This is a genomic window from Saccharopolyspora sp. NFXS83 (assembly GCF_026241095.1).
GTDB lineage: Bacteria > Actinomycetota > Actinomycetes > Mycobacteriales > Pseudonocardiaceae > Saccharopolyspora_C.
Window position 1 is genome coordinate 51413 of record NZ_JAPFGB010000012.1, and the last position, 22631, is coordinate 74043.

The window sequence follows — 22631 nt, forward strand, 5'->3', positions numbered from 1 at the left end:
ACAGCGACGCGGGTCAGGACGGGTCGACGACGCGAGCCAGGAAGTACACCGCGCCGGACTCCCGGTGCCGCACCAGGAACAGGAACGGCCGATCCACCCGCACCCGGATCGGGTCGGGTTCGCGCACGATCGCGGTGAGCCGCATCATCGCCGCCGTCGCCGCCGCGCCCTCCAACCCGGACTCGTCGACCCGCAGCACCGCCTGGTGCACGATCGTCGAGATCTTCAGCGGCGCGTCGGCGAGCGGGCTGAAATCGGCGCCGGGCGTGAACAGCCGGTGCACACCGAGGTGGCCGAGCGGGGCGTTGAGCTCGGCGTCCCAGTCGACGTCGAAGCGCGGCAGGAACAACTCCACCCGCTCGTCGCGCACCGAGGCCAGCAGGGTGCCGAGTTCGGCGGCGCCCAGCGCCGGTTCCGCGGTGGCCAGGTCCTCGTCGGGTAGCAGGACCACGGCTTCCACACCGCCCGCCGCGGGCAAGGTCACCGCCTGCCAGCCACCGGCCGCCGCGTAGCCGAGACGGCGGGTCGCGGTCATCGTCGGCGCCGCCCGCTCCCCCGACGGGGCTCGGAACGGCTGGTCCGTCGTCTTGTGGGCGTCGAAGGCCTCGCGCCAGGACACCTTGAGGTACAGGGCGTTGACCAGGGCCGCCACCGTGTCGGCATCGACCGTGCCGGGCTCCAGCAGCTCGGGGATCAGGTCGCGCGTCGTCTCCGCGACATCGGAGTTGATCAAGCGGCGGGCCTCGTCCGGAGCGGTGCGGAACGGCGCGGTGCGCACGGCGCTGCCCGGCCACTCCTTCAGCGACCGCAGGAACGCCTCGTGCACCGGCAGCTCGTCGTGCGCCCACAGCGTGTTCGCGACCGCCAGCTCCGGCGGCTCGGCCGAGCCGGCGCTGGGGAGCTCCGCCGCCGGGGACAACGAGCCGCGCACCGCTTCGGGGCTCTCGGCGCGCAGCGCGGACAGCAGCTCACCGCGGGTGTCGCCGCCCGCCGCCGCAGCGGCCAGTCCGAGCGCGCTGGCCACCGAGTACGGCGACCAGGTGAACGGGCGGTTCGCCTCCGGGGCGAGTCGGTGGTGCAGGGCCAGGCTGAAATCGAGATGCTCGGTCACGGCCGCGTGGACTCCGTTCAGCGCGTCGGCTGCTCACTCAGGACTGCCGCCGAGTCTGCCACCCGGACCGCCCCGGCGGGGCCACCTGAACGCTCGGGAATCCGCTCAGCACGATCCGGCGGGAGCGAGATCGCGCGTCGCGCCGCCGCACGCCCGGAGCCTGTCTTCGATCTTGAACCACCGGCGGGTTCTCCGGCGGCCGTCTCGCGAGAGCCGCGACTCCACCGAGCAGGGAGCTGCTCGCGACATCGCTGAGGTTCCGCTACCCGGACACCCACGCGGCACGAGTTCGAGGACAGGCGCTCAGCGCAGGGACTCCTCGATGTCGGACAAGCCCATCAGCCGCAGTTCCTGGGCGATGTACTCGGCCGCGCGCCGGGCTTCGGGGTCGCGCCAGCGCAGGTCGGTCACCCAGTCTGCGAGGTTGTCGGTGTTCACGTACGGCTCGCCGTCGGCGACGAGCTTCTGGATGTAGTGCCGGTTCGGCATCGGGGATCTCCTTGCGGCACGGGGACGGGTCGGGGATCGCGCCGCACGCACAGCAGTCGGCCGTTCAGGTCGGGGGTCCCGAACGGCCGACACGCTGGGTGAACACTATGCCGGACACTTGGGGCTCAACACCCCCCGATCAGACGTATTTCACACTGAATTGGCTCCGCTGCGTACATGGCGTGCATGCCAGGACACGGCCTGCGCATCCGTCAGGGACGCCACCTGGTCCAGCACGACCCGCAACCGCCGCGCGTCGTCCGCCGCCGCCGACCAATCCGGCCGGAACGCGGGGTCCAGCGCCTCCGGCGCGCGCCGCACCAGCACCTCCACCAGCTCCGCCAGCAGCTCCCGCTGCCGCTCCTGCATCCGCAGCCGACGCGGATCGCTGAGCACGAAGTGCACCGCCACCGCCTTGAGCACCGCGACCTCCGCCGCCACCCGGCGAGGCACCACGACGTCCGCCGCGTACCGGGTCAACGGGCCCGGCCCGTGCGCCTCGGCAGTGCCCGACACCGCCGCCGAGGTGAACCGGCCGACGAGTTCGCTGGTCAACCGCTTCAACGCCACCTGCGCGCCGAGCGTGCCGTCGTAGTCCGCCACGGCCGCGACCGCGGGCAGCACCGCCAGCCCACCCGCCGCGGCGTCCAGCTCACCGGCGTCGCCGTCGGCCCAGAAGTGCTTCGCCGCCAACCGCACGATCTCCGAGCGCTCCCCCGGCCGGGAGAGCTCCCGCAACGAGATGCGGCCCGAGTGCACCCCGTCCTCCACGTCGTGCACCGAGTACGCCACGTCGTCGGCCCAGTCCATGATCTGCGCCTCCAGGCAGCGGCGATCGCCCACCGCGCCCTGGCGCATCCAGGTGAACACCCCGAGGTCGTCCGGGTAGACGCCGAACTTCACCTCGCCGGGACGGCGCGGCCACGGGTACTTCGTCGCCGCGTCCAGGCAGGCGCGGGTCAGGTTCAGGCCGCTGCCCGCGCCCGGTTCGCCCGGCAGCTTCGGCTCCAGGCGCGTCAAGATCCGCAGGGTCTGCGCGTTGCCCTCGAATCCGCCGCAGGAATCGGCGAGCTCGTTCAGCGCCTCTTCACCGTTGTGCCCGAACGGCGGATGCCCGATGTCGTGCGCCAGTCCCGCGGTGTCCACGAGATCGGCGTCCGCGCCCAGCGTCACGGCGATCCCGCGGCCGATCTGCGCCACTTCGAGCGAATGCGTCAACCGGGTGCGCGGGACGTCGCCCTCTTCCGGCCCCATGACCTGCGTCTTGCCCGCCAGCCGGCGCAGCGCCGCCGAATGCAGCACCCGAGCCCGGTCCCTCGCGAACGGAGTGCGGGCCTCCTGGTGCGCTCCCGGCAACGCGGCGGCCTTCGGCGGTTCGGCGGACAACCGGGCGAGGTCGTGCTCTCCGTACCCGGGCGACGAGGCGTTCACCGCGCCCAGCCTACGGTGTCAGCACGCCCCGCCAGCTGAAACGCCCACCAACGCGCGCTGAACGCGCATCGGAGGGGTTCCTCAGCCCAAGCCGTCGCCGACGACCTCTGCCGGGGCGTGGGTCAACCGGTAGAACAGCAGCCCGCCGGTCTCCCGGATGATGTAGTGCAGCTGGGTCGACCGCGTCTGCACCATCGGCCCCGAGCGGGTCGGCGAGGCCCACGCGTCGAGCCCGAAGTCGCCCGCCATCGTCCGCGCCCGCAGCGAGTGCCACGGGTCGCTGACGATCAGCGCGGAGTTCCAGTTGTTCTGCTTCGCCATCGCCCCCACGGCCCGCAAGCTGCCGAGGGTGTCGCTGCCGGTCGGCTCGATGCTGATCTTCGACTCGGGCACGCCGTGCTTGGCCAGCCACAACTTGCCCGCTTCGGCTTCGGTGTACTCGTCGCCCTCCTGGCTGCCGCCGACGGTCACCACGTGCTCGGCCAGGCCCTGCTCGTAGAGCTCCAAGGCCTGTTCGAGCCGCGCGCGCAGCACCGGGGTCGGCTTGCCGTGGTACTGGGCCGCGCCCAGCACCACGATCATGTCCACCGGGCGGCGGTCGTCGGTGCGCGCCACCTGCCACACGCGGAATCCGGTGCCGCCCAGCAGCAACAGCACCATCAGGACCGCACCGAGCGCGGTGCGGCGCAACACCCGACCGCTCCGGGAGCCGCGGTGGGCGGAACCGACTTCAGACATGGGACACGCGTTCCTGGTGGGTGAGGAGTCCTCGCGGAATGATCACTGAGCCCCTCGGCGAGGACTCCTCGGGAGGGTCAGCAACCGATGAGGCGGACGGCGAGGTACTCCTCCAACTTGTCCATCGCCACCCGTTCCTGGGACATCGTGTCGCGCTCGCGCACGGTGACCGCGTGGTCGGAGAGCGAATCGAAGTCGACCGTCACGCAGAACGGAGTGCCGATCTCGTCGTGCCTGCGGTAGCGGCGGCCGATGGCGCCCGCGTCGTCGAACTCGATGTTCCAGTTCCGCCGCAGCTGCGCAGCGAGGTCCCGCGCCTTCGGCGACAGCTCGGAGTTGCGCGACAGCGGCAGCACCGCGGCCTTCACCGGCGACAACCGGCGGTCCAGCTTCAGCACGGTGCGCTTGTCGACGCCGCCCTTGGCGTTCGGGGCCTCGTCCTCGTGGTAGGCGTCCACCAGGAACGCCATCATCGGTCGGCCCACGCCCGCGGCGGGTTCGATCACGTACGGGCGGTAGCGGGAGTTGCTGGCCTGGTCGAAGTACGACAGGTCCACGCCCGAGTGGTTGGAATGCGTGGTGAGGTCGAAGTCGGTGCGGTTGGCGACGCCCTCCAGCTCACCCCACTCGCTGCCCGCGAAGCGGAACCGGTACTCGATGTCGACGGTGCGCTTCGAGTAGTGCGAGAGCTTGTCCTTGGGGTGCTCGTAGAGCCGCAGGTTGTCCCGGTCGATGCCGAGGCTCGTGTACCACTCGGTGCGGGCGTCGATCCAGTACTGGTGCCACTGCTCGTCCTCGCCCGGCTCGACGAAGAACTCCATCTCCATCTGCTCGAACTCGCGGGTGCGGAACACGAAGTTGCCGGGCGTGATCTCGTTGCGGAACGACTTGCCGATCTGGCCGATGCCGAACGGCGGCTTCTTGCGCGCGGTGGTCATGACGTTCGCGAAGTTCACGAAGATGCCTTGCGCGGTCTCGGGGCGCAGGTAGTGCATGCCCTCTTCGCTCTCGACCGGGCCGAGGAACGTCTTGAGCATCATGTTGAACTCGCGCGGCTCGGTGAACTGGCCGCGGTTGCCGCAGTTCGGGCAGGGGATCTGCGACAGGTCTCCCTCGGCGACCTCCTTGCCGGTGCGCTCGGCGAACTCCTCGACCAGGTGGTCGCCGCGGAACCGGTGGTGGCACGAGATGCACTCGACCAGCGGGTCGTGGAAGGCGCCGACGTGGCCGGAGGCGACCCACACGTCGCGCGGCAGGATCACCGAGGAGTCGAGGCCGACGACGTCGTCGCGGCCCTGCACCATCGACTTCCACCACTGGCGCTTGATGTTGTCCTTGAGCTCGACGCCGAGCGGCCCGTAGTCCCACGCCGACTTCGTACCGCCGTAGATCTCCCCGGACGGGAAGACGAAGCCACGGCGCTTGCAAAGGTTGACGATCGTGTCGATCTGATCGGCGGGCACGGTCACTCCGGAATCTCAGGTCGAGGGACTCGACGATCTGCTTCGGGCCGAGGCTCGACCGCGGTGGTCGGGTGCTCGACGGGGGTTGTCTGCGGCCGGGGCCCGACTGCGCTCGTCGGTTCCCGGTGCCGGGTTGTGTCGGGCGGGTGCTCCCGGTGGCCTTCGCCGCCTCGGCGGTCCCCGAGCGGAAGGCCGTCCAGGCTCGGAGTCCGGCGGTTCGACGATCTCCGATGCTGCGCAGGCTATGCCATCGCACGCGTTCCGTCCTGGGGTTTCCCAGCGTACCGATGAGGTCTGCCGCATCGGTGGCCCCACCCATCTCGTCGGCGATCTCGTCCACGCCGCGGGCGGTATCTCGTCGACCGGCCGGTGGTGCCCGCGGTGCGGTGCGGGAATGTGCGCTGCCATGATCGGCTCCGCGGCGGATCGGGCGGCCCCGCGAGGTGCTTGCGCGTTTCGCCCGACCCGTAGGATGGGCGGTGGAGAGCCACCGCCTCACTCGAAGGCGGCTCCCGACATCTCCAGGCCCACTGGAAAGGACACCATGCCCGCCGTCAGCCCCGACCCGCTCGGCGAACCGGCCGGTACCGACCCGGCCGAGGCCGCGTCGCCAGTGGCCGAGGCGGGCAACGGTCACCCGGACCGCGCCGAAGAACACGTGCACTCCCCGGAGCGCGGAGCGCCGCGGCTGGTGCCGGTGCACGACCAGCAGACCCTGGTCGAGGCCGGTGAACTGCTGCGGGCGCTGGCCGCCCCGGTGCGCATCGCGATCGTGCTCCAGCTGCGCACGGCCGAGCGGTGCGTGCACGAACTGGTCGACGCGCTCGGCGTCACCCAGCCGTTGATCAGCCAGCACTTGCGGGTGCTGAAGTCGGCGGGGGTCGTGTACGGGGAGCGGCACGGGCGGGAAGTCATGTACCGGCTCGTCGACGAGCACCTCGCTCACATCGTCGTCGATGCCGCCACGCACGCGGAGGAGCTGTCGGGCACGCGCCCGCGCGGGCGCGGCGCGCGCTCGACCCAGAACACTGCAGAGGAAACGGAGACAGCGTGACCACCGGTGAGCGTTCCGCGGCCGGCGTGCCTGGGCTGCGGGCGACCAAGCAGCGTGCGGCGGTGTCCCGCCTGCTCAGCGAGGTCGACGACTTCCGATCGGCGCAGGACCTGCACGAGCAGCTGCGGCGCCGCGGTGAGGGCATCGGCCTGACCACCGTCTACCGCACCCTGCAGACGCTGGCCGACGCGGGCGAGATCGACGTGCTGCGCACCGAATCCGGCGAGGCGATCTACCGGCGCTGCTCCACCGAGCACCACCACCACCTGGTGTGCCGGCACTGCGGGCGGACCGTGGAGGTGGCCGACCCGCCGGTGGAGCAGTGGGCGGAGCGGATCGCCAGCGAGCACGGCTTCTCCAACGTCGGGCACACCGTGGAGATCATCGGTGTCTGCCCGGAGTGCGCCGCCGCCGAATGAGCGCCGCCTGACCGGCCGCCCGGTGCACGCGCGTCCCCGCGAACATCCGGGGCGAGCATGATCGTCGATTAGTACTCGTAGGGATCATCAGGTGCCGGGATGCCGTGCACCGCGGTGATGTCGAAGGTCGGCACCTGACCGTTGGCCGGGGTCGCGGTGCCCGCGCGCAAGGTCCCGGTCACCTCGATCCAGGTGTCGGGCGGTGTCGCCGCCAGCGCTGCGGCGGCGGGCCCGGCGAGGTCGATCAGCACCGGTGCGGCGTCCGCCGCGCAGCAGCTAATGCGCATCCGGGCCAGCTGGGTGCGCCCCGGATCGTCCTCCGGGTGCACCACGAAACCTTCCAGGCGGATCGCTCGCCGTTCCAGCGAACCGCTGCCGTCCCAGACCACGCGGGTGATGAACTCGGAGACCGTCAGCAGCGGAGCTGGTCCCGGTGGCAGCGCGTCGAACAGCGCGTCGTCCCCCGGCCGCTCCGGGGCGGCGGCCTGCTGGCCGCCGCGGCCGATCGAATCGGCGCCGAGCGCGGGCGGGGCGATCAGGAAGATCGCGAACACCGGCAGCAGCAGCATCCACGGACTCCGGGTGCGGTGCTCGTGCTGGTGCTCGTGCTCGTCGTGCCCGGTCGAGGGAGGTGGCGCGAACGGGTCCTCCGCACGTGCCTGCTCCCGCGCCGCCCGGATGTCGCGCACGATGGCGACGGTGGCCAGCAGCATCATCACCACACCCGCGCCCACCAGCCACGGGAACAGCGCGGGTTTGACGTAGCGAAGGTACGTCCCGGTGAACGCGATCTTGAGCAGGGCGCCGCCGAGCAGCACCAGCAGCAGGTTCTGCGTTTCGCGCCGCATCACGCGCCTCCCAGCAGCAACAGGCCCACCAGCACCGAGCAGGTGATGGCGACGACGAACGTCAGCGGCGCGAACCGGAGCGCGAACGAGCGCCCGAAAGTGCCCGCCTGCAACGCGATGAGCTTGAGGTCCACGGCGGGCCCGACCACCAGGAACACCAGCTTCGGGATCAGCGGCAGCCCGGCCATGGAGGCCGCCACGAACGCGTCCGCCTCGCTGCACAGCGCGAGCACCACCGCGAGCACCGCCATCACCAGCACCCCGAGCACCAGCTGACCGCCGAGCGAGCTCATCCACTCCGCGGGCACCAGGACGTTGAACACCGCCGAGGTGAGCCCGCCCAGAACGAGGAACCCGCCCGCTTCGACCAGGTCGTGCCGGGCGGTCTCGGTGAACAGCACCCAGCGGCCAGCGCCCGTCGCGGAGCGCTGCTCGACGCGCCGCAGGGCGCGCTCCGCGATCCAGTCGGCCTTGCCGACGCGCAACCACAACCAGCCCATGGCGCAGGCCGTCAGCAGCGAGCCGAGGAACCGGGCGAGCACCATCAGCGGATCACCCGGGAACGCCACCGCGGTCGAGACCAGCACGATCGGGTTCACGGCGGGCGCGGCCAGCAGGAACGCCAGCGCCGCGGCGGGGGCCACGCCCTGCTGCATCAACCGGCGGGCCACCGGCACCGAGGCGCACTCGCAGCCCGGCAACGCCACCCCGGCGAGACCGGCGACGGGCACCGCCGCGCCGGGGCGCCCGGGCAGCAGCCGCCGCAGCGCGCTCGGCGGCACGAAAGCCGCGATGGCACCGCTGATCAGCACGCCGAGGACCAGGAACGGCAGCGCCTGCACGCACACCGCGACGAACACCGTCGACCCGGTGCGCAGTCCCGGCGCGTCCAGCAGCGCGCTGATCGGCGCCTGGAACAGCAGCGCCGCCAGCAGCAGCGCGCACAGCACTTCCATCGAGGTGACCCGGCGGCGCCGCACCGGATCACGGCCGGAGCGGCGCAAGGTCGTGGTCACGGGCCTCATCGTGCCAGCAGCAACTGGCAATCGTTCGCAGCTACCCCCGGCGAGGAGCCGCCGCCGACCACCCGTGCAGGAGCCGGGTCGCCCGGATCGCCCAGCGACTCGCCACGCCCCGTGAGCACGTCGTGGACGCGTTCATCCCGGATCCCCGCACCGCCGCCGTATCCGGTGATCCGGAACGTCCTTCGCTCCGACACGCCGACGCGTGTCCGACCGCGCGGGATCGCCCCGGGCCGACCTGTCCGAACAGGCGGCGAGCCCCCTCCGGAATCCGGAGGAGGCTCGTAGCCCGGCGGCGCTCAGTCGACCGGAGTGTCCTCCTCCACCTCGGTCAGCAGTTCGCCGCGCAGCTGCGAAGCGGTGGACACCACCAGCATCAGCAACGTGCCCAGCGGCTGCGGCTCCATGCCTTCGGCGGGGAACGCGTAGCGCAAGGTCACGTCCATGCCGCGTTCGGTGCGCACCACGCCGAGCGTGCCGAACAGGCCTTGCCCCGCCCGCTCCGCCGCGGACTGCGCCAGCTTGTCGTTCAACGGCAGGTCCCACGCCACGACGCAGGTCAGGCTGAGCACGGTGAGTCCCTCGGCGAGCTGCATCGCCTGGACCGCGCACGGCACGTCCCCGTGCCGCAAGGTCAACGCTCCGTCGTCGTCGACGTTCACCTCGTGATAGGTCTCCAGCGCCTCTTTCGCCGCGGTCAACAGCTCCGCGGTAGTAGCGGCCTCCTGGGTCATGAGATGCCCTCCTGGGCGGTTTCGGTGGTGCTCTCGTCCTGCGCGGCACGATCGACGGCGCCGCCGAAGCGCCGGTCCCGGCGTGCGTACTGCTCGCACGCGCGCCACAGGTGACGACGATCCACGTCGGGGAACAGGGTGTCTTGGAACACCAACTCGGCGTATGCGGACTGCCAGAGCAGGAAGTTGGAGGTGCGTTGCTCCCCGGACGGCCGGATGAACAGGTCGACGTCGGGCATCTCCGATTGGTAGAGATGCCGGGCCACTGTCCGCTCGTCCACCTTCTCTGGATTGATCTTGCCTGCGGCGGCGAGCCGGGCGATTTCCCGCGCGGCGTCCCCCACCTCGGCCCGGCCACCATAGTTCACGCACATGGTCAGGTTCATGACTTCGTTGCGACTGGTGCGCTCTTCGGCCGCCTGCAACGTGTTCACCACGCTGCGCCACAGCCGCGGTTTGCGGCCCGCCCAGCGCACGCGCACGCCGAGCTCGTCGAGCTCGTCGACGCGCCGGGCGATGACGTCCCGGTTGAAGCCCATGAGGAATTTCACCTCGTCCGGACTGCGCTTCCAGTTCTCGGTGGAGAAGGCGTACAGCGACAGCCACTTCACGCCGATCTCGATGGCGCCCCTGGCTAGTTCGAGCACCACCTGCTCGCCGCGCTTGTGCCCTTCGACCCTGGGCAGACCGCGTTCGTTCGCCCAGCGCCCGTTGCCGTCCATCACGATGGCCACGTGCTTCGGGACCAGTTCGGCCGGCAAGTCCGGCGGGGTGGCTCCCTCGGCGTGCGGTGCGGGCGCCTTCACGCTCGGGTCGTCGCTCCCGCGTCCACGGCGTCGCAGCATGTTGTGCCTTCTCCTTCGTTCGCGGCCGGTCGTCCATTCTCCCGGACCCGCGTGTCACCCGTTCAGTGGTGTCCCGTAGCGGACTTCGAGCCGGGTGTCCGACGGCAGCCGGACCATCCCGATTCGCTGGTAGAGCGCCTGTGCCCTGGTGTTCCCCGGATTCACGCCGAGCTGCACGCCGGGCGAGCCGGCGCTGGCGAGCTGCTGGAACACCGCGTGCAGCAACCGCTTGCCCATCCCTTGCCCGCGAGCGCTCGCGACCAGGTTGATGTGCAGGTGGGAGGGGTAGCGGTCGAGGTTCGCGGGCAGCATCAGCCTCGGGCGGTGCAGGAACGCCCGCAGCTGGCTGTCGCCGTTGCGGCCGTCGACGACCCGCGCCGAGGGGTGGCTGGCGGCGAACCGCGGCGCCCATTCGAGCTGCCAGCGCGCGTAGAACTCCTCGGTGTGCAGCGCCGCCACGACGTACCCGAGCACCGCGCCGCGGCCTTCGACGACGAAGGCCAGTTCGGGGTGCAGCAACAGGTAGGGGTCGGCGAAGACGTAGGCGGCCAGGTCCGGGTCGCGCAGGATGTGGTGCACGGGTTCGCCGCTGTCGCCGGTGGCCACGCAGATCCGGTGCACCGCCTCGGCGTCGCGCGGACGCCAGCTGCGCACGATCAACCGGTGGCTCCGTCCGCCGTCTCCGCGCTCGTGGTGTCGACGACCGCCGCGCGCTCCCGGATGATCTCGGGCACGGCCGAGCGGTGCTCCTGGCGTTCCACCAGCGGCAGCGAGCGCAGTTGCCGCTCCATGTGCCACTGCAGGTGCGCGGCGACGAGCCCGCTGCCCTCGCGGCGCACCGCCTCGGTGCTCTGCTGGGCGCCGTCCCAATCGCCGTGCAGCAGGGCTTCCAGCAGCGGCAGCGTCTGCGGTGCGGGGCGCGCGGAGCCGGTGGGCCGGCAGTCGACGCACATCGTCCCGCCGCCCTGCACGTTGAACGCGGCGTGCGGCCCGGCGCTGCCGCAGCGGGCGCATTCGCTGAGCGCGGGCGCCCAGCCCGCGTAGTACATCGCGCGCAGCAGGAACGCGTCGAGCACCAGCGACGGGTCCCGCTCCCGCCCGGACAGCGCCCGCAGCGCGCCGGTGACCAGCAGGTACAGCCGGAGCACGGGTTCGCCTTCTTCAGCGGCGAGCCGGTCGACGGTCTCCAGCACGGCGCAGCCCGCGGTGTAGCGCTGGTAGTCGTCGACGATGTGCACGCCGAACGCGTCCAGCGTCTGCACCTGGGTGATCACGTCGAGGGTGCGCCCGGTGTGCAGCTGCACGTCGACGTGGCAGAACGGTTCGACGCGGGCACCGAAGCGCGAGGTGGTGCGGCGCACGCCCTTGGCGACTGCACGCACCTTCCCGTAGCGGCGGGTGAGCAGGGTGATGATCCGATCGGCCTCACCCAGCTTGTGCACCCGCAGCACGACGCCGGTATCCCGGTAGAGGCTCACGCGCCCATCGTCCCACTACCGGGCTACCCGACTGCTCCGGGTGAGCCGCTTGGCGCGAACGCAGGGTGCTCGCCGACGTCCGGCCGTGTCGAGCGGTCGATGCCGGATCGCGGCCGGGCTCAGGGCATCAGACGTACAACGACGTGAACGGCGCGAACGGGAGGTTGCGCACGACGGACCAGATCCCGAGCAGGACCAGGGCGGTCAGCGGCGACCAGCGCCAGTTCTCCCACGTCTTGACCTCGCGGCCCCGCCACCTGCCGAGGGCCCAGCCCGTCCAGGACCACGCGAAGAACGGGATGAACAGCAGCGCGAGCGCGTTGTAGTGCAACGCGGGGAGCAGGTCCCCGTGCAACAGGCTGTAGATCATGCGGGCGCAGCCGCAGCCGGGGCAGTCGAGTCCGAACAGCCATTTGACCGGGCACGGCGGCAGCGGGAACCCGGCGTCCGAGGTCGGATCGGCGAACCACACGGCCGCGAGGCCCGCGCCACCGATGAGCGCGGTGGCGGCGGGCAGCACCATCGCCCGCGACCGCGCGCTGATCATGACCCGGCGACTCCCGCGCCCACGATGGCGAACAGGAAGATGAAGTACCCGATGAAGAACAGGACGTAGAGGCCGAGGAACCCGGCCGCGACGAACACGCCGATCTTGCCCCACTTCTTCGCCTCGTCCGCGCTCTGCTGCGCGAGGTCGGGGCGGCCCTGCATCCACTGCGTGTTCACGTTCAGCGCTTTGATCAGCGCGGGGATGCCGAACGGCCAGCAAGCGATGATCGCACCGATCGCCCAGCCGAGGTTGTTGTTGATCGGCGCACCAGGTGCCAGACCGGCCTGGGCTTGCAGCGAAGCGGGGTTCGGCTGGCCGTAGCCCGCGGGCTGGTACGGCGGCGGCTGGACCTGGCCCGCTCGCGCCGGATCGGAGTGCGCGGGATAGGAACCGTACGGATCGGCCCCAGGCTGCCCGGTCTGCCCCGGGTCACCGATCGGGCCCGAAGCACCGGGATCGGGGTTGGTCACGGGGGTCCTTTCATGGAGGAACGAAGCAACGGCCTGCCGTCAACGACGGCAGGCCGCATGACCTCAGTAACCGGACGTGCTGGCCGCACCACCGATGATGACGACGAAGATGATGACGTAGAACAGGATCAGCGCGGCCCAGAGGCTGGCACCGGCGATGATGCCGATCTTGCCCCACTTCTTGGCCTCATCGGCGGCTTCCTGCGCCTGCTGGGCCTGGCCCGACTGCCACAGCTGCTGGACCGAGGTGGCCTTGATCAGCGACGGGATCGCGAACGGCCAGCACAGGAAGATGGATCCGATGCCCCAGCCGATGTTGTTGTTCGGCGGGCCGCCCGCGCCGTAACCGGGCTGGCCGTAAGGCTGCTGACCGTACGGCGCCTGCCCGTAGGGCTGAGCCGGCTGCGGACCGGACTGCGGGTACTGCCCGCCCGGCTGAGGCTGCTGACCATAGGGCTGCTGGCCGTGGGGCTGCTGCGGGTTCGGCCCCGAGGGCGGGCCGCCGTACGGATTCGTCACGGTGGTTCCTTAGTTCGATTCCCAGAAAGTCGTGTCGGTCGCGCGGCTAGCGCGACGACCTGAGCAGGAACGTAATCGAGAGGAACGTTCCCCGATGGCGTTTCCGGAAAATCCGCGGCGAACTTGTGATCAGAACCCCAGCTTGCGCAGTTGCCGCGGGTCGCGCTGCCAGTCCTTGGCCACCTTGACGTGCAAGTCCAGGTAGATCTTGCTGCCCAGCAGCCGCTGGATGTGCTGGCGCGCCTGCGATCCGACCTCGCGCAGCCGCTCGCCCTTGCGCCCGATCACGATCGACTTCTGGCTCTGCCGCTCCACGTAGACGATCGCGTGCACGTCGACCAGGTCGTCGCGTCCTTCGCGCTGGTTCATCTCCTCGATGCTCACCGCGAGCGAGTGCGGGAGTTCGTCGCGGACGCCTTCCAAGGCGGCTTCACGGATCATCTCCGCGATCAGCGTCTCCTCGGGCTCATCGGTGAGCTCGCCGTCCGGGTACAGCTGCGGCCCCTCCGGCAGGTGTCCCACGAGCAGGTCGCCCAGGGTGTCCATCTGGTAGGAGTCGACCGCGGAAACCGGCACCAGGTCGGCGAATTCCATCAGCTGCTGCAGCGCGAGCAGCTGCTCGGCGACCTGCTGCTTGGTGGCCAGGTCCGTCTTGGTGATCACGCCGAGCACCGGGGTGCGGCGGGCGACCTTGGCGAGCTGCTCGGCGATGAACTTGTCGCCGGGGCCGACCTTCTGGTCCGCGGGCACGCAGAAACCGACCACGTCCACTTCGGACCAGGTCTCGTAGACCAGGTCGTTGAGCCGCTGCCCGAGCAGCGTGCGCGGCCGGTGCAGTCCCGGCGTGTCCACGATGATCAGCTGCGCGTCGGGCCGGTGCACGATGCCGCGGATCGCGTGCCGGGTGGTCTGCGGCTTGCTGGAGGTGATCGCCACCTTCGAGCCGACGAGGCTGTTGGTCAGCGTGGATTTGCCCGCGTTGGGGCGGCCGACGAAGCAGGCGAACCCGGAACGGTGCTCATCGGCGGAACCTGCGTCTGGAGTGCTGCTCACCCGCCCATTGTCACCGCCGGGCACGCCCGCGGACGAACCGGCCCTGTTCAGCGCAGCACTCCGGCGACCGCACCGCTCGCGTCGGCGCGCAGCACCGGAGCGGACGGGGCGAGGTCGCGCACGGCGGCGACGGAGTCGGCGGAGACCTCGGCCGAGTCGGTGACCACCGCGGCGGCCTCCAGACCTTCGGCGCCGCTGGCGACCGCGGTGGCGACCGCCACCTGCAACGCGGTCAGCCGCAGCGAGGCCAGCTCCACCGTGCAGCCCGCGTAGGTCCGGCCGTCGGTGTCGCGCACGGCGGCTCCTTCGGCGGCGCCGATGCGCGCGCGGGCCGAGCGGGCCAGCGTCACGATCTTGGCGTCCTCCGGGTCGAGTTCCTGCGGTGCCGCGGATTCCTGCACTTGCTCAGCCACGGGTGCTGCTTCCTTCCTGATCGGCACCGCGGTGCGATGCGGATTCGCCGTTCGCGCGGCGCACGAGCAGCGCGTTGATGCGGATCCGGCCGCGGTGGTCCTTGCCGCCTTCGGCGCGCAGCCGCAGGCCTTCGATCTCGGCTTCGGCTCCCGGCAGCGGGACCCGGCCGAGGCGCTGGGCGAGCAGCCCGCCGACGGTCTCCACCTCGGAGCCGTCCAGCTCCACGTCGTAGAGGGCGCCCAGGTCCTCCACCGGAAGCCGGGAGGACACCCGGACCGTGCCGTCGTCGAGGTGCTCGATCGGCCGGTGCTCTTCGAGGTCGGACTCGTCGGTGATCTCGCCGACGATCTCCTCGATGACGTCTTCGATGGTGAGCAGACCGGCGGTGCCGCCGTACTCGTCGACGGCGATGGCCAGGTGGCTGCGGGACAGCTGCATCTCCTTGAGCAGCTCGTCGAGCCGCTTCGTGTCGGGCACGAAGCTCGCCGGGCGCATCAGCTCGCCGAGTTCCGGGCCCGCCTGGTTCAGGTCGCCCTGCTCGGCGAGGGCCTGGGTCAGCTCGCGCAGCGTCACCACGCCCACGATGTCGTCGACGCTCTCCCCGATCACCGGCACGCGGGAGAAACCGGATCGCAGGCACAGCGCCAGGGCTTGGCGGGCGGACTTGGTCTGCTCGATCCAGACGACCTCGGTCCGGGGCACCATGACCTCGCGGGCGATGGTGTCGCCGAACTCGAACACCGAGTGGATCATCTCGCGCTCACCGGCGGCGACCACGCCGCGCTCACCTGCCAGGTCGACGAGTTCCCGCAGCTCCACCTCCGACGAGAACGGCCCCTCCCGGAACCCGCGGCCGGGAGTGAGCCCGTTGCCGATGAGGATCAGCAGCCGGGTGAGCGGGTTGAGCACCCTCGCCAGCACCCGAACCGGCGCCGCGACCAGCAGGCCCACCCCGTACGGGTGCTGCCTGCCGATGGTCCGCGGCCCCACTCCCACCAGCACGTACGACACCACGAGCATGATCAGGATCGCGAACAGCGCCGCCAGCGCGTCCGACTCGACCCCGCGCTGCACGGCCACGGCGACGAGCACCGTGGCGCCCAGCTCGCAGGCCAGGCGCAGCAGGATGAGCAGGTTGACGTGCCGCGGCCGGTCGTCGAGCACGAGCGCCAGCTGCCTGGCCCCGCCGCGGTTCTCCCGCAGCAGCTCCTCGACCCGCGCCCTCGATGCCGTGCCCACCGCCGAATCGGCGGCGGCGAACACCCCCGCCCCGAGGACCAGCAGCACAGCCCACACGACCAGTGCGGCCGAACTCATGAACACGATCTCCGCCTTCTCACCCCGCGAAGCCCGCACCCGGCCGGCCCGCCCGTCGTCGTCCTGTTCCGCTCAACGGCGGCACTGCTCGTGCGCGGCGCACGAGCCTTCGCGCGCGGCACCGCTTCAGTCGCGCGGGACGTCGGGCTCGGCGCCCTGATCCAGTCCCACGGCCCCCAGCACCCGGTTGTCCGCGTCGCGCTGCGCGGCGGCGCGCTCCGCCTCGTCCCGGGCCGTCCGGTAGTCGGCGAGGATCCGGTTCTGCAGCCCGAACATCTCGCGCTCCTCCTCCGGCTCGGCGTGGTCGTAGCCGAGCAGGTGCAGCACGCCGTGCACGGTGAGCAAGTGCAGCTCGTCGATCAGGGCGTGACCGGCCTTGCGCGCCTGGTCCTTCGCGAACGCCGGGCACAGCACGATGTCGCCGAGCAGCGCCGGGCCGGACCCGACCGCGTCCGGACGGCGCGACGAGTCGTACTCGTCCATCGGGAAGGCCATCACGTCGGTCGGACCGGGCAGGTCCATCCAGCGCTCGTGCAGGTCGGACATCACGTTCAGCTCGACCAGGACGATGGACAGCTCGGCGAGCTGGCTCACGCTCATCCGGTCCAGCGCGTAGCGGGCCACGGCGACGATGGTTCCCTCGTCGACCTCGACCCCGGATTCGTTGGCGATCTCAATGCTCATGCGTGTTCCCGGAACTGACCGCCGCGACCGGAGCGGCGCGTGAACTGCTCGGAGTCCGCGTCCTGCTCGGCCTGCCAGCGATCGTAGGCGTTGACAATGTCGGTGACCAGCCGGTGACGTACGACGTCCCCGCTGTCGAGCACGGCGAAGTGCACGTCGTCGACCCCGTCGAGGATCTCGCGCACGACCTTCAGGCCGCTGCGCTGCCCACCGGGCAGGTCGACCTGGGTGACGTCGCCGGTGACCACGACGCGGGAGCCGAACCCGAGCCGGGTCAGGAACATCTTCATCTGCTCCGGCGTGGTGTTCTGCGCCTCGTCGAGGATGATGAAGGCGTCGTTGAGGGTGCGCCCGCGCATGTACGCCAGCGGGGCCACCTCGATCGTGCCCGCCTGGGTGAGCCGCGGCACCGACTCGGGGTCGATCATGTCGTGCAGCGCGTCGTACAACGGCCGCAGGTACGGATCGATCTTCTCGTAGAGCGTGCCCGGCAGGTACCCGAGCCGCTCCCCCGCCTCGACGGCAGGCCGGGTGAGGATGATCCGGTTGACCTGCTTGGACTGCAAGGCCTGCACGGCCTTCGCCATCGCCAAGTAGGTCTTGCCGGTGCCCGCCGGCCCGATGCCGAACACCACGGTGTTCTGGTCGATCGCGTCGACGTAGTGCTTCTGGTTCAGCGTCTTCGGGCGGATGATGCGACCGCGCCGGGACAGGATGTCCAGGCTGAGCACGTCGGCGGGTGATTCGCCGTCGTCGGCGGAGAGCATGTCCACCACGCGGCGCACGGCGTCCGGCCCCGGCTGGCCGCCCTTGTCCACCATCGCGATGAGCTCGGCGAACACCCGTTCCCCGAAGGCGACGTCGCCGGGGTCGCCGGTCAACGTGACCTCGTTGCCGCGCACGTGCACGTCGGCCACGAGGAGTTCTTCGACGGCCCGGAGGTTCGCGTCGCGGGTGCCCACGAGGGCGAGCACCGCGCTGTCCGGAACGGTGACCTTCGACTGGACGGGCCGGTCCTGCGGCCGGTTCTGCTGCGCGGACAGGCGCTGGGCGGAGAGGTCCGGCTCCGACGCCGTGCCGTTGCGCGCGGTCCCGTCCGGCGTTGCGCTGCCCTGCTGGTTCTCAACGTCCCTGGACTGCTGTTGTCCGGACTGGGCGGATCCACCCGCTGCGATTCCGGCCACGTGTGTTCGGGCCTGCTTTCTGCGCTCGGCGCGCGAAGTCGGTCGTTTCTTCCTGCTCTCGATGGTAGAGCAACCGGCAACGCGGTCGCGTCGCCATTCCTGCCCTCCCCACCCGGTCAACCCTTCAGCGGGCCGCCCGTGAGCCCGCCGAGCGGCTCGCCGCCGAGCAGGTGCAGGTGCACGTGGAAGATGGTCTGGCCGGCGTCGGCGTTGGTGTTGAACAGCAGCCGGTATCCGGACTCGGCGATGCCTTCGCGCTCGGCGATGTCACTGGCGACGCGCACGAGTTCGGCGAGCAGGTCCGGCTCGGCGGCGGCGAGCTCGGCCGCGTTGCGGTAGCGCGTCTTCGGCACGACCAGCACGTGGGTCGTCGCCTGCGGGTTGATGTCGCGGATCGCGAGCACCCGCTCGCCGTCGTGCACGACGTCCGCGGGGATCTCCCCGGCGATGATGCGCAGGAACAGGGAATCCAGGTCGCTGTCGGTCATGCCGGGAAGGCTATCCGCGCACCCGGCGCCCCGGACTTCCACCCGCCGTCTTCGGGGGCGGGCCTTGACCGCCTCCGCGGCACGGGCCTGTCAGCGAGGAAGCCGCTGAGCGGCCACCCCGGACACCGGCACCGCCGCGGTTTCTCAGCGGCTCCCGCGCGAGGACATCGTTTCCTCGTGGCGGAGCAACTGGTGACATCGGTCCCGCAGCGAGGAAGCCGGTGAGGTTCCGCCGAGCAGGTCCGGCGAGGAAGCTCCCCGAGCCGGGTGCCGCGCCGTAGTGGGGCTGGGGGTGGCCCGGCTACGGCGCGGCCTCGCCGGACCGAGGGGGGAGTGTCCGGCGAGCGCCCGGTTGGGCTCGCTGTGCGAGCTACCTGAGGCGGTGAACCCGTGACCCTCAGGCATCAGAACCACCGTAACCCCGCGTCATCCCTGCGCGCTAGAAAACGCACGAACGCGTGGCCATTACTCCGATTCAGTGACGCGATTGTCGCCGAAAGTACCCGAACGGCGGTCGCCACCGGGCCTGGTCAGGCGCCTCGCCGAGGCGGAGCGGAACCAGGACCGGCGGCGACCGGCCTCCAGATCACGATCGGGACTCAGCGGTGCCCGAAGGACTTGAAGCGGGAGAAGAGCCCCTGCCGCTGGCCGTTCCCGTTCGCGGTCACCGTCGGCTCCGGCTGCTCCTCGCCGCGCAGCGTCGCCAGCTGGCGCAGCAGCTCGATCTGCTCCTCGTCGAGCCGCGTCGGCACCTGCACGTCGAGGTGCACGTGCAGATCGCCGTGCCCGCTGACCCGCCCGTTGGAACGCAGCTTCGGCAGGCCGCGGCCGGTGAGCACGTGCTCGGTGCCCGGCTGGGTGCCCGGCTCCACGGTGAGCTCCTCGGTGTCGTCGAGCGTGTCCAGCGTCAGCACCGTGCCCAGCGCGGCGGCCGTCATCGGCACCTCGACGTTGCAGTGCAGGTCCGCGCCGTCCCGGATGAACCGCTCGTGCGGCTGCTCCTCGACCTCGACGAACAGGTCGCCCGCCGGGCCACCGCCCGGGCCGACCTCGCCCTCACCGGCCAGCCGCACCCGCATGCCGTCGCCGACCCCCGCGGGGATCTTGACGGTGATCGTCCGGCGCTCGCGCACCCGGCCGTCGCCGCTGCACTGCTGGCACGGATCGGTGATGACCTCGCCGAAGCCGCGGCACACCGGGCAGGGGCGCGACGTCATGACCTGGCCCAAGAAGGAGCGCTGCACCGACTGCACCTCGCCGCGGCCACCGCAGGTGTCGCAGGTCGACGGCGCGCTGCCGACGCGCGAACCGCCGCCGTCGCAGGAGTCGCAGAGCACCGCGGTGTCCACGGTGATGTCCCGGTTGACCCCGCTGGCGCACTCCTCCAGCGTCAGCTCCAGCCGGAGCAGCGCGTCGGAGCCCGGCTGCACGCGGCTGCGCGGGCCGCGCCCGCCACCTCCACCGCCGCCGGAGCCGCCGAAGAAGGCGTCCATGATGTCGCCGAGGCCGCCGAATCCGGCGAACGGATCACCACCGCCCATGCCGCCGTCGCCGCCGCCCTGGGACAGCGGGTCGCCGCCGAGATCCACGACCTGGCGCTTCTTCGGATCGGACAGCACCTCGTAGGCGGTCGTCACCTCACGGAACCGCTCCTGGGCGTTGGCCTCCTGGTTCACGTCGGGGTGCAATTCCCTGGCGAGCTTGCGGTAAGCGCGCTTGATCTGCTCCGGCGTAGCGTCCTTGGCCACCCCGAGGGTCCCGTAATAGTCCCTGGCCACCTGTGCGATCTTCCTCTGCTAGGTCTGCGAGTTCACGTGGACGAGTGATCGTCCGGCTAGGCGTCAACGGCCTGCCAGGATCTCACCCACATAAGCGGCAACGGCGCGGACCGCCGCCATCGTTCCCGGATAGTCCATCCGGGTGGGGCCGACGACACCCATGCCACCCAGCACCATCCCATGCGTGCCGTAGCCGGTGGACACCACCGACGTCGTCTGCATCTCCTCCGCCTCATTCTCCATCCCGATGCGCACGGTGACGGTCCGCGAATCGCGGGCCGCCGCGAGCAGTTTCAGCACCACGACCTGCTCTTCGAGCGCTTCGAGCACTTGGCGCAGCGAGTTGGGGAAGTCGGTGACGTTGCGGGTGAGGTTGGGCGTGCCGCCGAGCACCATGCGTTCCTCGGGATGTTCCACGAGGGATTCGATGAGCACGCTCGCGACGCGGGTCATGGCGTCGCGCAGCTCCGGCGGCGCCTGGTCCGGCAGTTCCGCCACGGCCGCCGAGGCGTCCGCGAGCCGCTTCTCGGTCATCGCCGAGTTCAGCACGTTGCGCAGCCGGGCCACGTCGTCGTCGGTGATCACGTCGCCGAGGTCGACCATCCGCTGGTCCACCCGGCCCGTGTCGGTGATGAGCACCAGCATCAGCCGCGCCGGGGTGATCGTGACCACCTCGACGTGCCGCACGGTCGACCGCGTCAACGTCGGGTACTGCACCACCGCGACCTGCTGGGTCAGCTGCGCCAGCAGCCGGACGCTGCGGCGCATCACGTCGTCGAGGTCCAGGGCGCCTTCCAGGAAGGCGCCGATGGCCCGGCGTTCGGCGGTGGTGAGCGGCTTGATCTCGTGCAGCCGATCGACGAACAGCCGGTAGCCCGCGTCGGTGGGCACTCGTCCGGCGCTGGTGTGCGGCTGGACGATCAGCCCTTCCTCTTCGAGCGCGGCCATGTCGTTGCGCACGGTGGCGCTGGAGACGCCGAGGTTGTGCCGGTCGACCAGGGCCTTCGATCCGACCGGCTCGTTGGTCGACACGAAGTCGGCCACGATCGCCCGCAGGACCTCGAACCGCCGTTGATCGGCGTTCACCACGTCACCTCCGCATCGCCCCAGGCCACGCACCGCTGCGGTGCTCCCACCCGGCAAGTTTACGGTGCTCGCACCCGCGCTCCGACGCCCTCAGCCGGAATCCTGCTCGGGCACCGGCGACGTCGGCGACGCCGCCGTCCACGTGAACGCGCGCGGGGAGCGGTCTTCGCGGCGCTCACAGCAGGCGTTGGACCACGGCGTCGGCGAGGAGGCGGCCCCGGTCGGTGAGCACGCAGCGGCCGGCGCTCAGGGCCTCCGGGCGCAGCAGCCCGTCCTCGGCGGCCTGCTTCGCGGCCAGGACCCCGTCCGCGGTGAGCGCGGACAGCGCCAACCCCTCGGCGACGCGGAGCTCCAGCATGATCCGCTCCACCCGCTGGTCCTCGGCGTCGAGCAGCTCCCTGGCCAGCGCGGGCGAACGCCCCTCCGCCAACAGCGCGGAGTAGCGCGCCGGGTGCTTGACGTTCCACCAGCGCACGCCGCCCACGTGGCTGTGCGCGCCCGGACCGGCGCCCCACCAGTCGCCGCCCTGCCAGTAGCCGAGGTTGTGCGCGCACCTCGCGGCGTCGTCGGTGGCCCAGTTGGAGACCTCGTACCAGCGCAGACCGACCTCGGCCAGCGTCGAGTCGATGATCTCGTAGCGGTCGGCGAGCACGTCCTCGTCCGGCATCGGCAGCTCGCCGCGGCGCACCTTGCGGGCCATCGCGGTGCCGTCCTCGACGATCAGCGAGTACGCCGAGACGTGGTCCACGCCCGCGTCGAGCACCGCGCGCAGCGAGGCCCGCAGGTCGTCGTCGGTCTCCCCCGGAGTGCCGTAGATCAGGTCCAGGTTCACGTGGTCGAAGCCCGCCGCCCGCGCCTCGCGCGCCGCGGTGACGGCCCGCCCCGGGGTGTGGTTGCGCTCCAGCACCCGCAGGACGTGCTCGGCGGCGGACTGCATGCCCAGCGACACCCGCGTGTAACCGCCCTCGCGGAGACCGGCGAAGAACTCGGGTGACGTGGATTCGGGGTTGGACTCTGTGGTGATCTCCGCGTCGGCGGTGAGGCCGAACGAATCCCGGATGGCGGACACCACGGAGGAGAGCCGCTCGGCGCCGAGCAGTGACGGCGTGCCGCCACCGACGAACACGGTGCGGGCCGCCGGAACCGTCCCGCCACCGGCGGCGAGCGTCCGGGCGCCGAGGTCGAGTTCCGCCCGCAACCCGTCCAGCCAGTCCGCGAAACCACCCGAAGAGCCCAGCTCATCGGCGGTGTAGGTGTTGAAGTCGCAATAGCCGCAACGGGTGGCGCAGAACGGGACGTGCACGTACACGCCGAAGGGGCGCTCGCCGAGCCCGGTCAGGGCGCTCGCGGGCAGTGATCCATCCGGCGGAGCCGGTTCACCTGGTGGTGGCTGCGAAGGCACCTGCCCAGTGTCCCAAAGTGCGCGTGAGCAGCCGGAGCGCGCCGGAGTTTGACC

The 22631-nt window shown here is 71.1% G+C and carries 25 protein-coding genes; 2 read left to right on the forward strand and 23 right to left on the reverse strand.

Annotated elements, in window-relative coordinates:
- Positions 1 to 13: 13 nt before the first annotated feature.
- From OOZ19_RS15165 to OOZ19_RS15185, 5 genes are all read right to left on the reverse strand, one after another.
- Positions 14 to 1111: a serpin family protein gene (locus OOZ19_RS15165; RefSeq protein ID WP_266090746.1), complete on the reverse strand. Its 1098-nt coding sequence runs from the start codon at positions 1109 to 1111 to the stop codon at positions 14 to 16.
- Between the two features lie 303 nt (positions 1112 to 1414).
- Entirely contained in the window at positions 1415 to 1600 is a 186-nt protein-coding gene (locus OOZ19_RS15170; RefSeq protein WP_184477728.1) for a hypothetical protein, read from the reverse strand.
- A 150-nt stretch (positions 1601 to 1750) separates the two neighbouring features.
- Positions 1751 to 3031 carry a deoxyguanosinetriphosphate triphosphohydrolase gene (locus tag OOZ19_RS15175; RefSeq protein WP_266090747.1) on the reverse strand — a complete coding sequence of 427 codons (1281 nt, stop codon included), beginning with the start codon at positions 3029 to 3031 and terminating at the stop codon, positions 1751 to 1753.
- An 81-nt stretch (positions 3032 to 3112) separates the two neighbouring features.
- Entirely contained in the window at positions 3113 to 3769 is a 657-nt protein-coding gene (locus tag OOZ19_RS15180) for a YdcF family protein (RefSeq protein ID WP_266090748.1), read from the reverse strand.
- A gap of 77 nt (positions 3770 to 3846) precedes the next feature.
- Positions 3847 to 5232: a glycine--tRNA ligase gene (locus tag OOZ19_RS15185; RefSeq protein ID WP_184477726.1), complete on the reverse strand. Its 1386-nt coding sequence runs from the start codon at positions 5230 to 5232 to the stop codon at positions 3847 to 3849.
- A gap of 544 nt (positions 5233 to 5776) precedes the next feature.
- Between OOZ19_RS15185 and OOZ19_RS15190 the strand changes: the two genes are divergently transcribed.
- Together OOZ19_RS15190 and OOZ19_RS15195 are read left to right on the forward strand one after the other, a co-directional pair.
- Entirely contained in the window at positions 5777 to 6286 is a 510-nt protein-coding gene (locus OOZ19_RS15190; RefSeq protein ID WP_266090749.1) for an ArsR/SmtB family transcription factor, read from the forward strand.
- A complete protein-coding gene (locus tag OOZ19_RS15195) occupies positions 6283 to 6705 on the forward strand; it encodes a Fur family transcriptional regulator (RefSeq protein WP_184477725.1) in 423 nt (140 codons plus the stop codon). The genes OOZ19_RS15190 and OOZ19_RS15195 overlap by 4 nt, the downstream gene beginning before the upstream one ends.
- A 68-nt stretch (positions 6706 to 6773) precedes the next feature.
- On the opposite strand, the gene OOZ19_RS15200 is transcribed toward OOZ19_RS15195, so the two are convergent.
- The 18 genes from OOZ19_RS15200 to hemW all read right to left on the reverse strand — a co-directional run bounded on the left by OOZ19_RS15200 (position 6774) and on the right by hemW (position 22577).
- On the reverse strand, positions 6774 to 7553 hold the full coding sequence (locus OOZ19_RS15200; protein WP_266090750.1) for a TIGR03943 family putative permease subunit: 780 nt from the start codon (positions 7551 to 7553) through the stop codon (positions 6774 to 6776).
- Complete coding sequence (locus OOZ19_RS15205) at positions 7553 to 8578, reverse strand: permease (RefSeq protein WP_416309437.1); 1026 nt, start codon at positions 8576 to 8578, stop codon at positions 7553 to 7555. Before OOZ19_RS15205 ends, OOZ19_RS15200 begins: the two co-directional genes overlap by 1 nt.
- Before the next feature lie 296 nt (positions 8579 to 8874).
- Entirely contained in the window at positions 8875 to 9309 is a 435-nt protein-coding gene (locus tag OOZ19_RS15210) for a hypothetical protein (protein WP_266090751.1), read from the reverse strand.
- Complete coding sequence (locus tag OOZ19_RS15215; protein ID WP_266090752.1) at positions 9306 to 10154, reverse strand: isoprenyl transferase; 849 nt, start codon at positions 10152 to 10154, stop codon at positions 9306 to 9308. Before OOZ19_RS15215 ends, OOZ19_RS15210 begins: the two co-directional genes overlap by 4 nt.
- 54 nt (positions 10155 to 10208) lie before the next feature.
- Positions 10209 to 10808: a GNAT family N-acetyltransferase gene (locus OOZ19_RS15220; protein ID WP_266090865.1), complete on the reverse strand. Its 600-nt coding sequence runs from the start codon at positions 10806 to 10808 to the stop codon at positions 10209 to 10211.
- 2 nt (positions 10809 to 10810) lie between these two features.
- Positions 10811 to 11632 (reverse strand): DNA repair protein RecO, encoded by an 822-nt coding sequence (gene recO, locus OOZ19_RS15225; RefSeq protein ID WP_266090753.1) that lies wholly within the window; start codon positions 11630 to 11632, stop codon positions 10811 to 10813.
- A gap of 127 nt (positions 11633 to 11759) precedes the next feature.
- Positions 11760 to 12179, reverse strand: coding sequence for a DUF2752 domain-containing protein (locus OOZ19_RS15230; RefSeq protein ID WP_266090754.1), 420 nt, complete (start codon positions 12177 to 12179; stop codon positions 11760 to 11762).
- Entirely contained in the window at positions 12176 to 12652 is a 477-nt protein-coding gene (locus OOZ19_RS15235; RefSeq protein ID WP_266090755.1) for a CD225/dispanin family protein, read from the reverse strand. Before OOZ19_RS15235 ends, OOZ19_RS15230 begins: the two co-directional genes overlap by 4 nt.
- A 63-nt stretch (positions 12653 to 12715) precedes the next feature.
- Positions 12716 to 13171, reverse strand: coding sequence for a CD225/dispanin family protein (locus tag OOZ19_RS15240; RefSeq protein WP_266090756.1), 456 nt, complete (start codon positions 13169 to 13171; stop codon positions 12716 to 12718).
- Positions 13172 to 13300: 129 nt separating this feature from the next.
- Positions 13301 to 14224, reverse strand: a complete 924-nt coding sequence (era, locus tag OOZ19_RS15245) for a GTPase Era (protein ID WP_266090757.1) — start codon at positions 14222 to 14224, stop codon at positions 13301 to 13303.
- A 47-nt stretch (positions 14225 to 14271) separates the two neighbouring features.
- A complete protein-coding gene (locus OOZ19_RS15250; protein ID WP_266090758.1) occupies positions 14272 to 14637 on the reverse strand; it encodes a cytidine deaminase in 366 nt (121 codons plus the stop codon).
- Positions 14630 to 15955 (reverse strand): hemolysin family protein, encoded by a 1326-nt coding sequence (locus tag OOZ19_RS15255; RefSeq protein ID WP_266090759.1) that lies wholly within the window; start codon positions 15953 to 15955, stop codon positions 14630 to 14632. Before OOZ19_RS15255 ends, OOZ19_RS15250 begins: the two co-directional genes overlap by 8 nt.
- A 126-nt stretch (positions 15956 to 16081) precedes the next feature.
- Positions 16082 to 16639: an rRNA maturation RNase YbeY gene (gene ybeY / locus OOZ19_RS15260; protein ID WP_266090760.1), complete on the reverse strand. Its 558-nt coding sequence runs from the start codon at positions 16637 to 16639 to the stop codon at positions 16082 to 16084.
- Complete coding sequence (locus tag OOZ19_RS15265) at positions 16636 to 17823, reverse strand: PhoH family protein (protein ID WP_416309438.1); 1188 nt, start codon at positions 17821 to 17823, stop codon at positions 16636 to 16638. The genes ybeY and OOZ19_RS15265 overlap by 4 nt, the downstream gene beginning before the upstream one ends.
- Positions 17824 to 17939: 116 nt before the next feature.
- Positions 17940 to 18311 (reverse strand): histidine triad nucleotide-binding protein, encoded by a 372-nt coding sequence (locus OOZ19_RS15270; RefSeq protein ID WP_266090761.1) that lies wholly within the window; start codon positions 18309 to 18311, stop codon positions 17940 to 17942.
- Between the two features lie 599 nt (positions 18312 to 18910).
- Positions 18911 to 20089 carry a molecular chaperone DnaJ gene (dnaJ, locus tag OOZ19_RS15275; protein ID WP_266090762.1) on the reverse strand — a complete coding sequence of 393 codons (1179 nt, stop codon included), beginning with the start codon at positions 20087 to 20089 and terminating at the stop codon, positions 18911 to 18913.
- Between the two features lie 63 nt (positions 20090 to 20152).
- Positions 20153 to 21178 (reverse strand): heat-inducible transcriptional repressor HrcA, encoded by a 1026-nt coding sequence (hrcA, locus tag OOZ19_RS15280; RefSeq protein ID WP_266090763.1) that lies wholly within the window; start codon positions 21176 to 21178, stop codon positions 20153 to 20155.
- A 172-nt stretch (positions 21179 to 21350) separates the two neighbouring features.
- The gene (gene hemW / locus OOZ19_RS15285; RefSeq protein ID WP_266090764.1) at positions 21351 to 22577 is read right to left on the reverse strand and encodes a radical SAM family heme chaperone HemW; all 1227 of its coding nucleotides are present in this window, start codon (positions 22575 to 22577) and stop codon (positions 21351 to 21353) included.
- Between the last annotated feature and the right edge of the window lie 54 nt (positions 22578 to 22631).

Coding starts and splice junctions, on each gene's coding strand:
- OOZ19_RS15205 (WP_416309437.1), bottom strand. CDS start 8,578: ATGAGGCCCGTGACCACGACCTTGCGCCGCTCCGGCCGTGATCCGGTG.
- OOZ19_RS15200 (WP_266090750.1), bottom strand. CDS start 7,553: ATGCGGCGCGAAACGCAGAACCTGCTGCTGGTGCTGCTCGGCGGCGCC.
- OOZ19_RS15180 (WP_266090748.1), bottom strand. CDS start 3,769: ATGTCTGAAGTCGGTTCCGCCCACCGCGGCTCCCGGAGCGGTCGGGTG.
- OOZ19_RS15170 (WP_184477728.1), bottom strand. CDS start 1,600: ATGCCGAACCGGCACTACATCCAGAAGCTCGTCGCCGACGGCGAGCCG.
- OOZ19_RS15210 (WP_266090751.1), bottom strand. CDS start 9,309: ATGACCCAGGAGGCCGCTACTACCGCGGAGCTGTTGACCGCGGCGAAA.
- OOZ19_RS15230 (WP_266090754.1), bottom strand. CDS start 12,179: ATGATCAGCGCGCGGTCGCGGGCGATGGTGCTGCCCGCCGCCACCGCG.
- OOZ19_RS15190 (WP_266090749.1), top strand. CDS start 5,777: ATGCCCGCCGTCAGCCCCGACCCGCTCGGCGAACCGGCCGGTACCGAC.
- OOZ19_RS15215 (WP_266090752.1), bottom strand. CDS start 10,154: ATGCTGCGACGCCGTGGACGCGGGAGCGACGACCCGAGCGTGAAGGCG.
- ybeY (WP_266090760.1), bottom strand. CDS start 16,639: ATGAGCATTGAGATCGCCAACGAATCCGGGGTCGAGGTCGACGAGGGA.
- OOZ19_RS15270 (WP_266090761.1), bottom strand. CDS start 18,311: ATGACCGACAGCGACCTGGATTCCCTGTTCCTGCGCATCATCGCCGGG.
- OOZ19_RS15255 (WP_266090759.1), bottom strand. CDS start 15,955: ATGAGTTCGGCCGCACTGGTCGTGTGGGCTGTGCTGCTGGTCCTCGGG.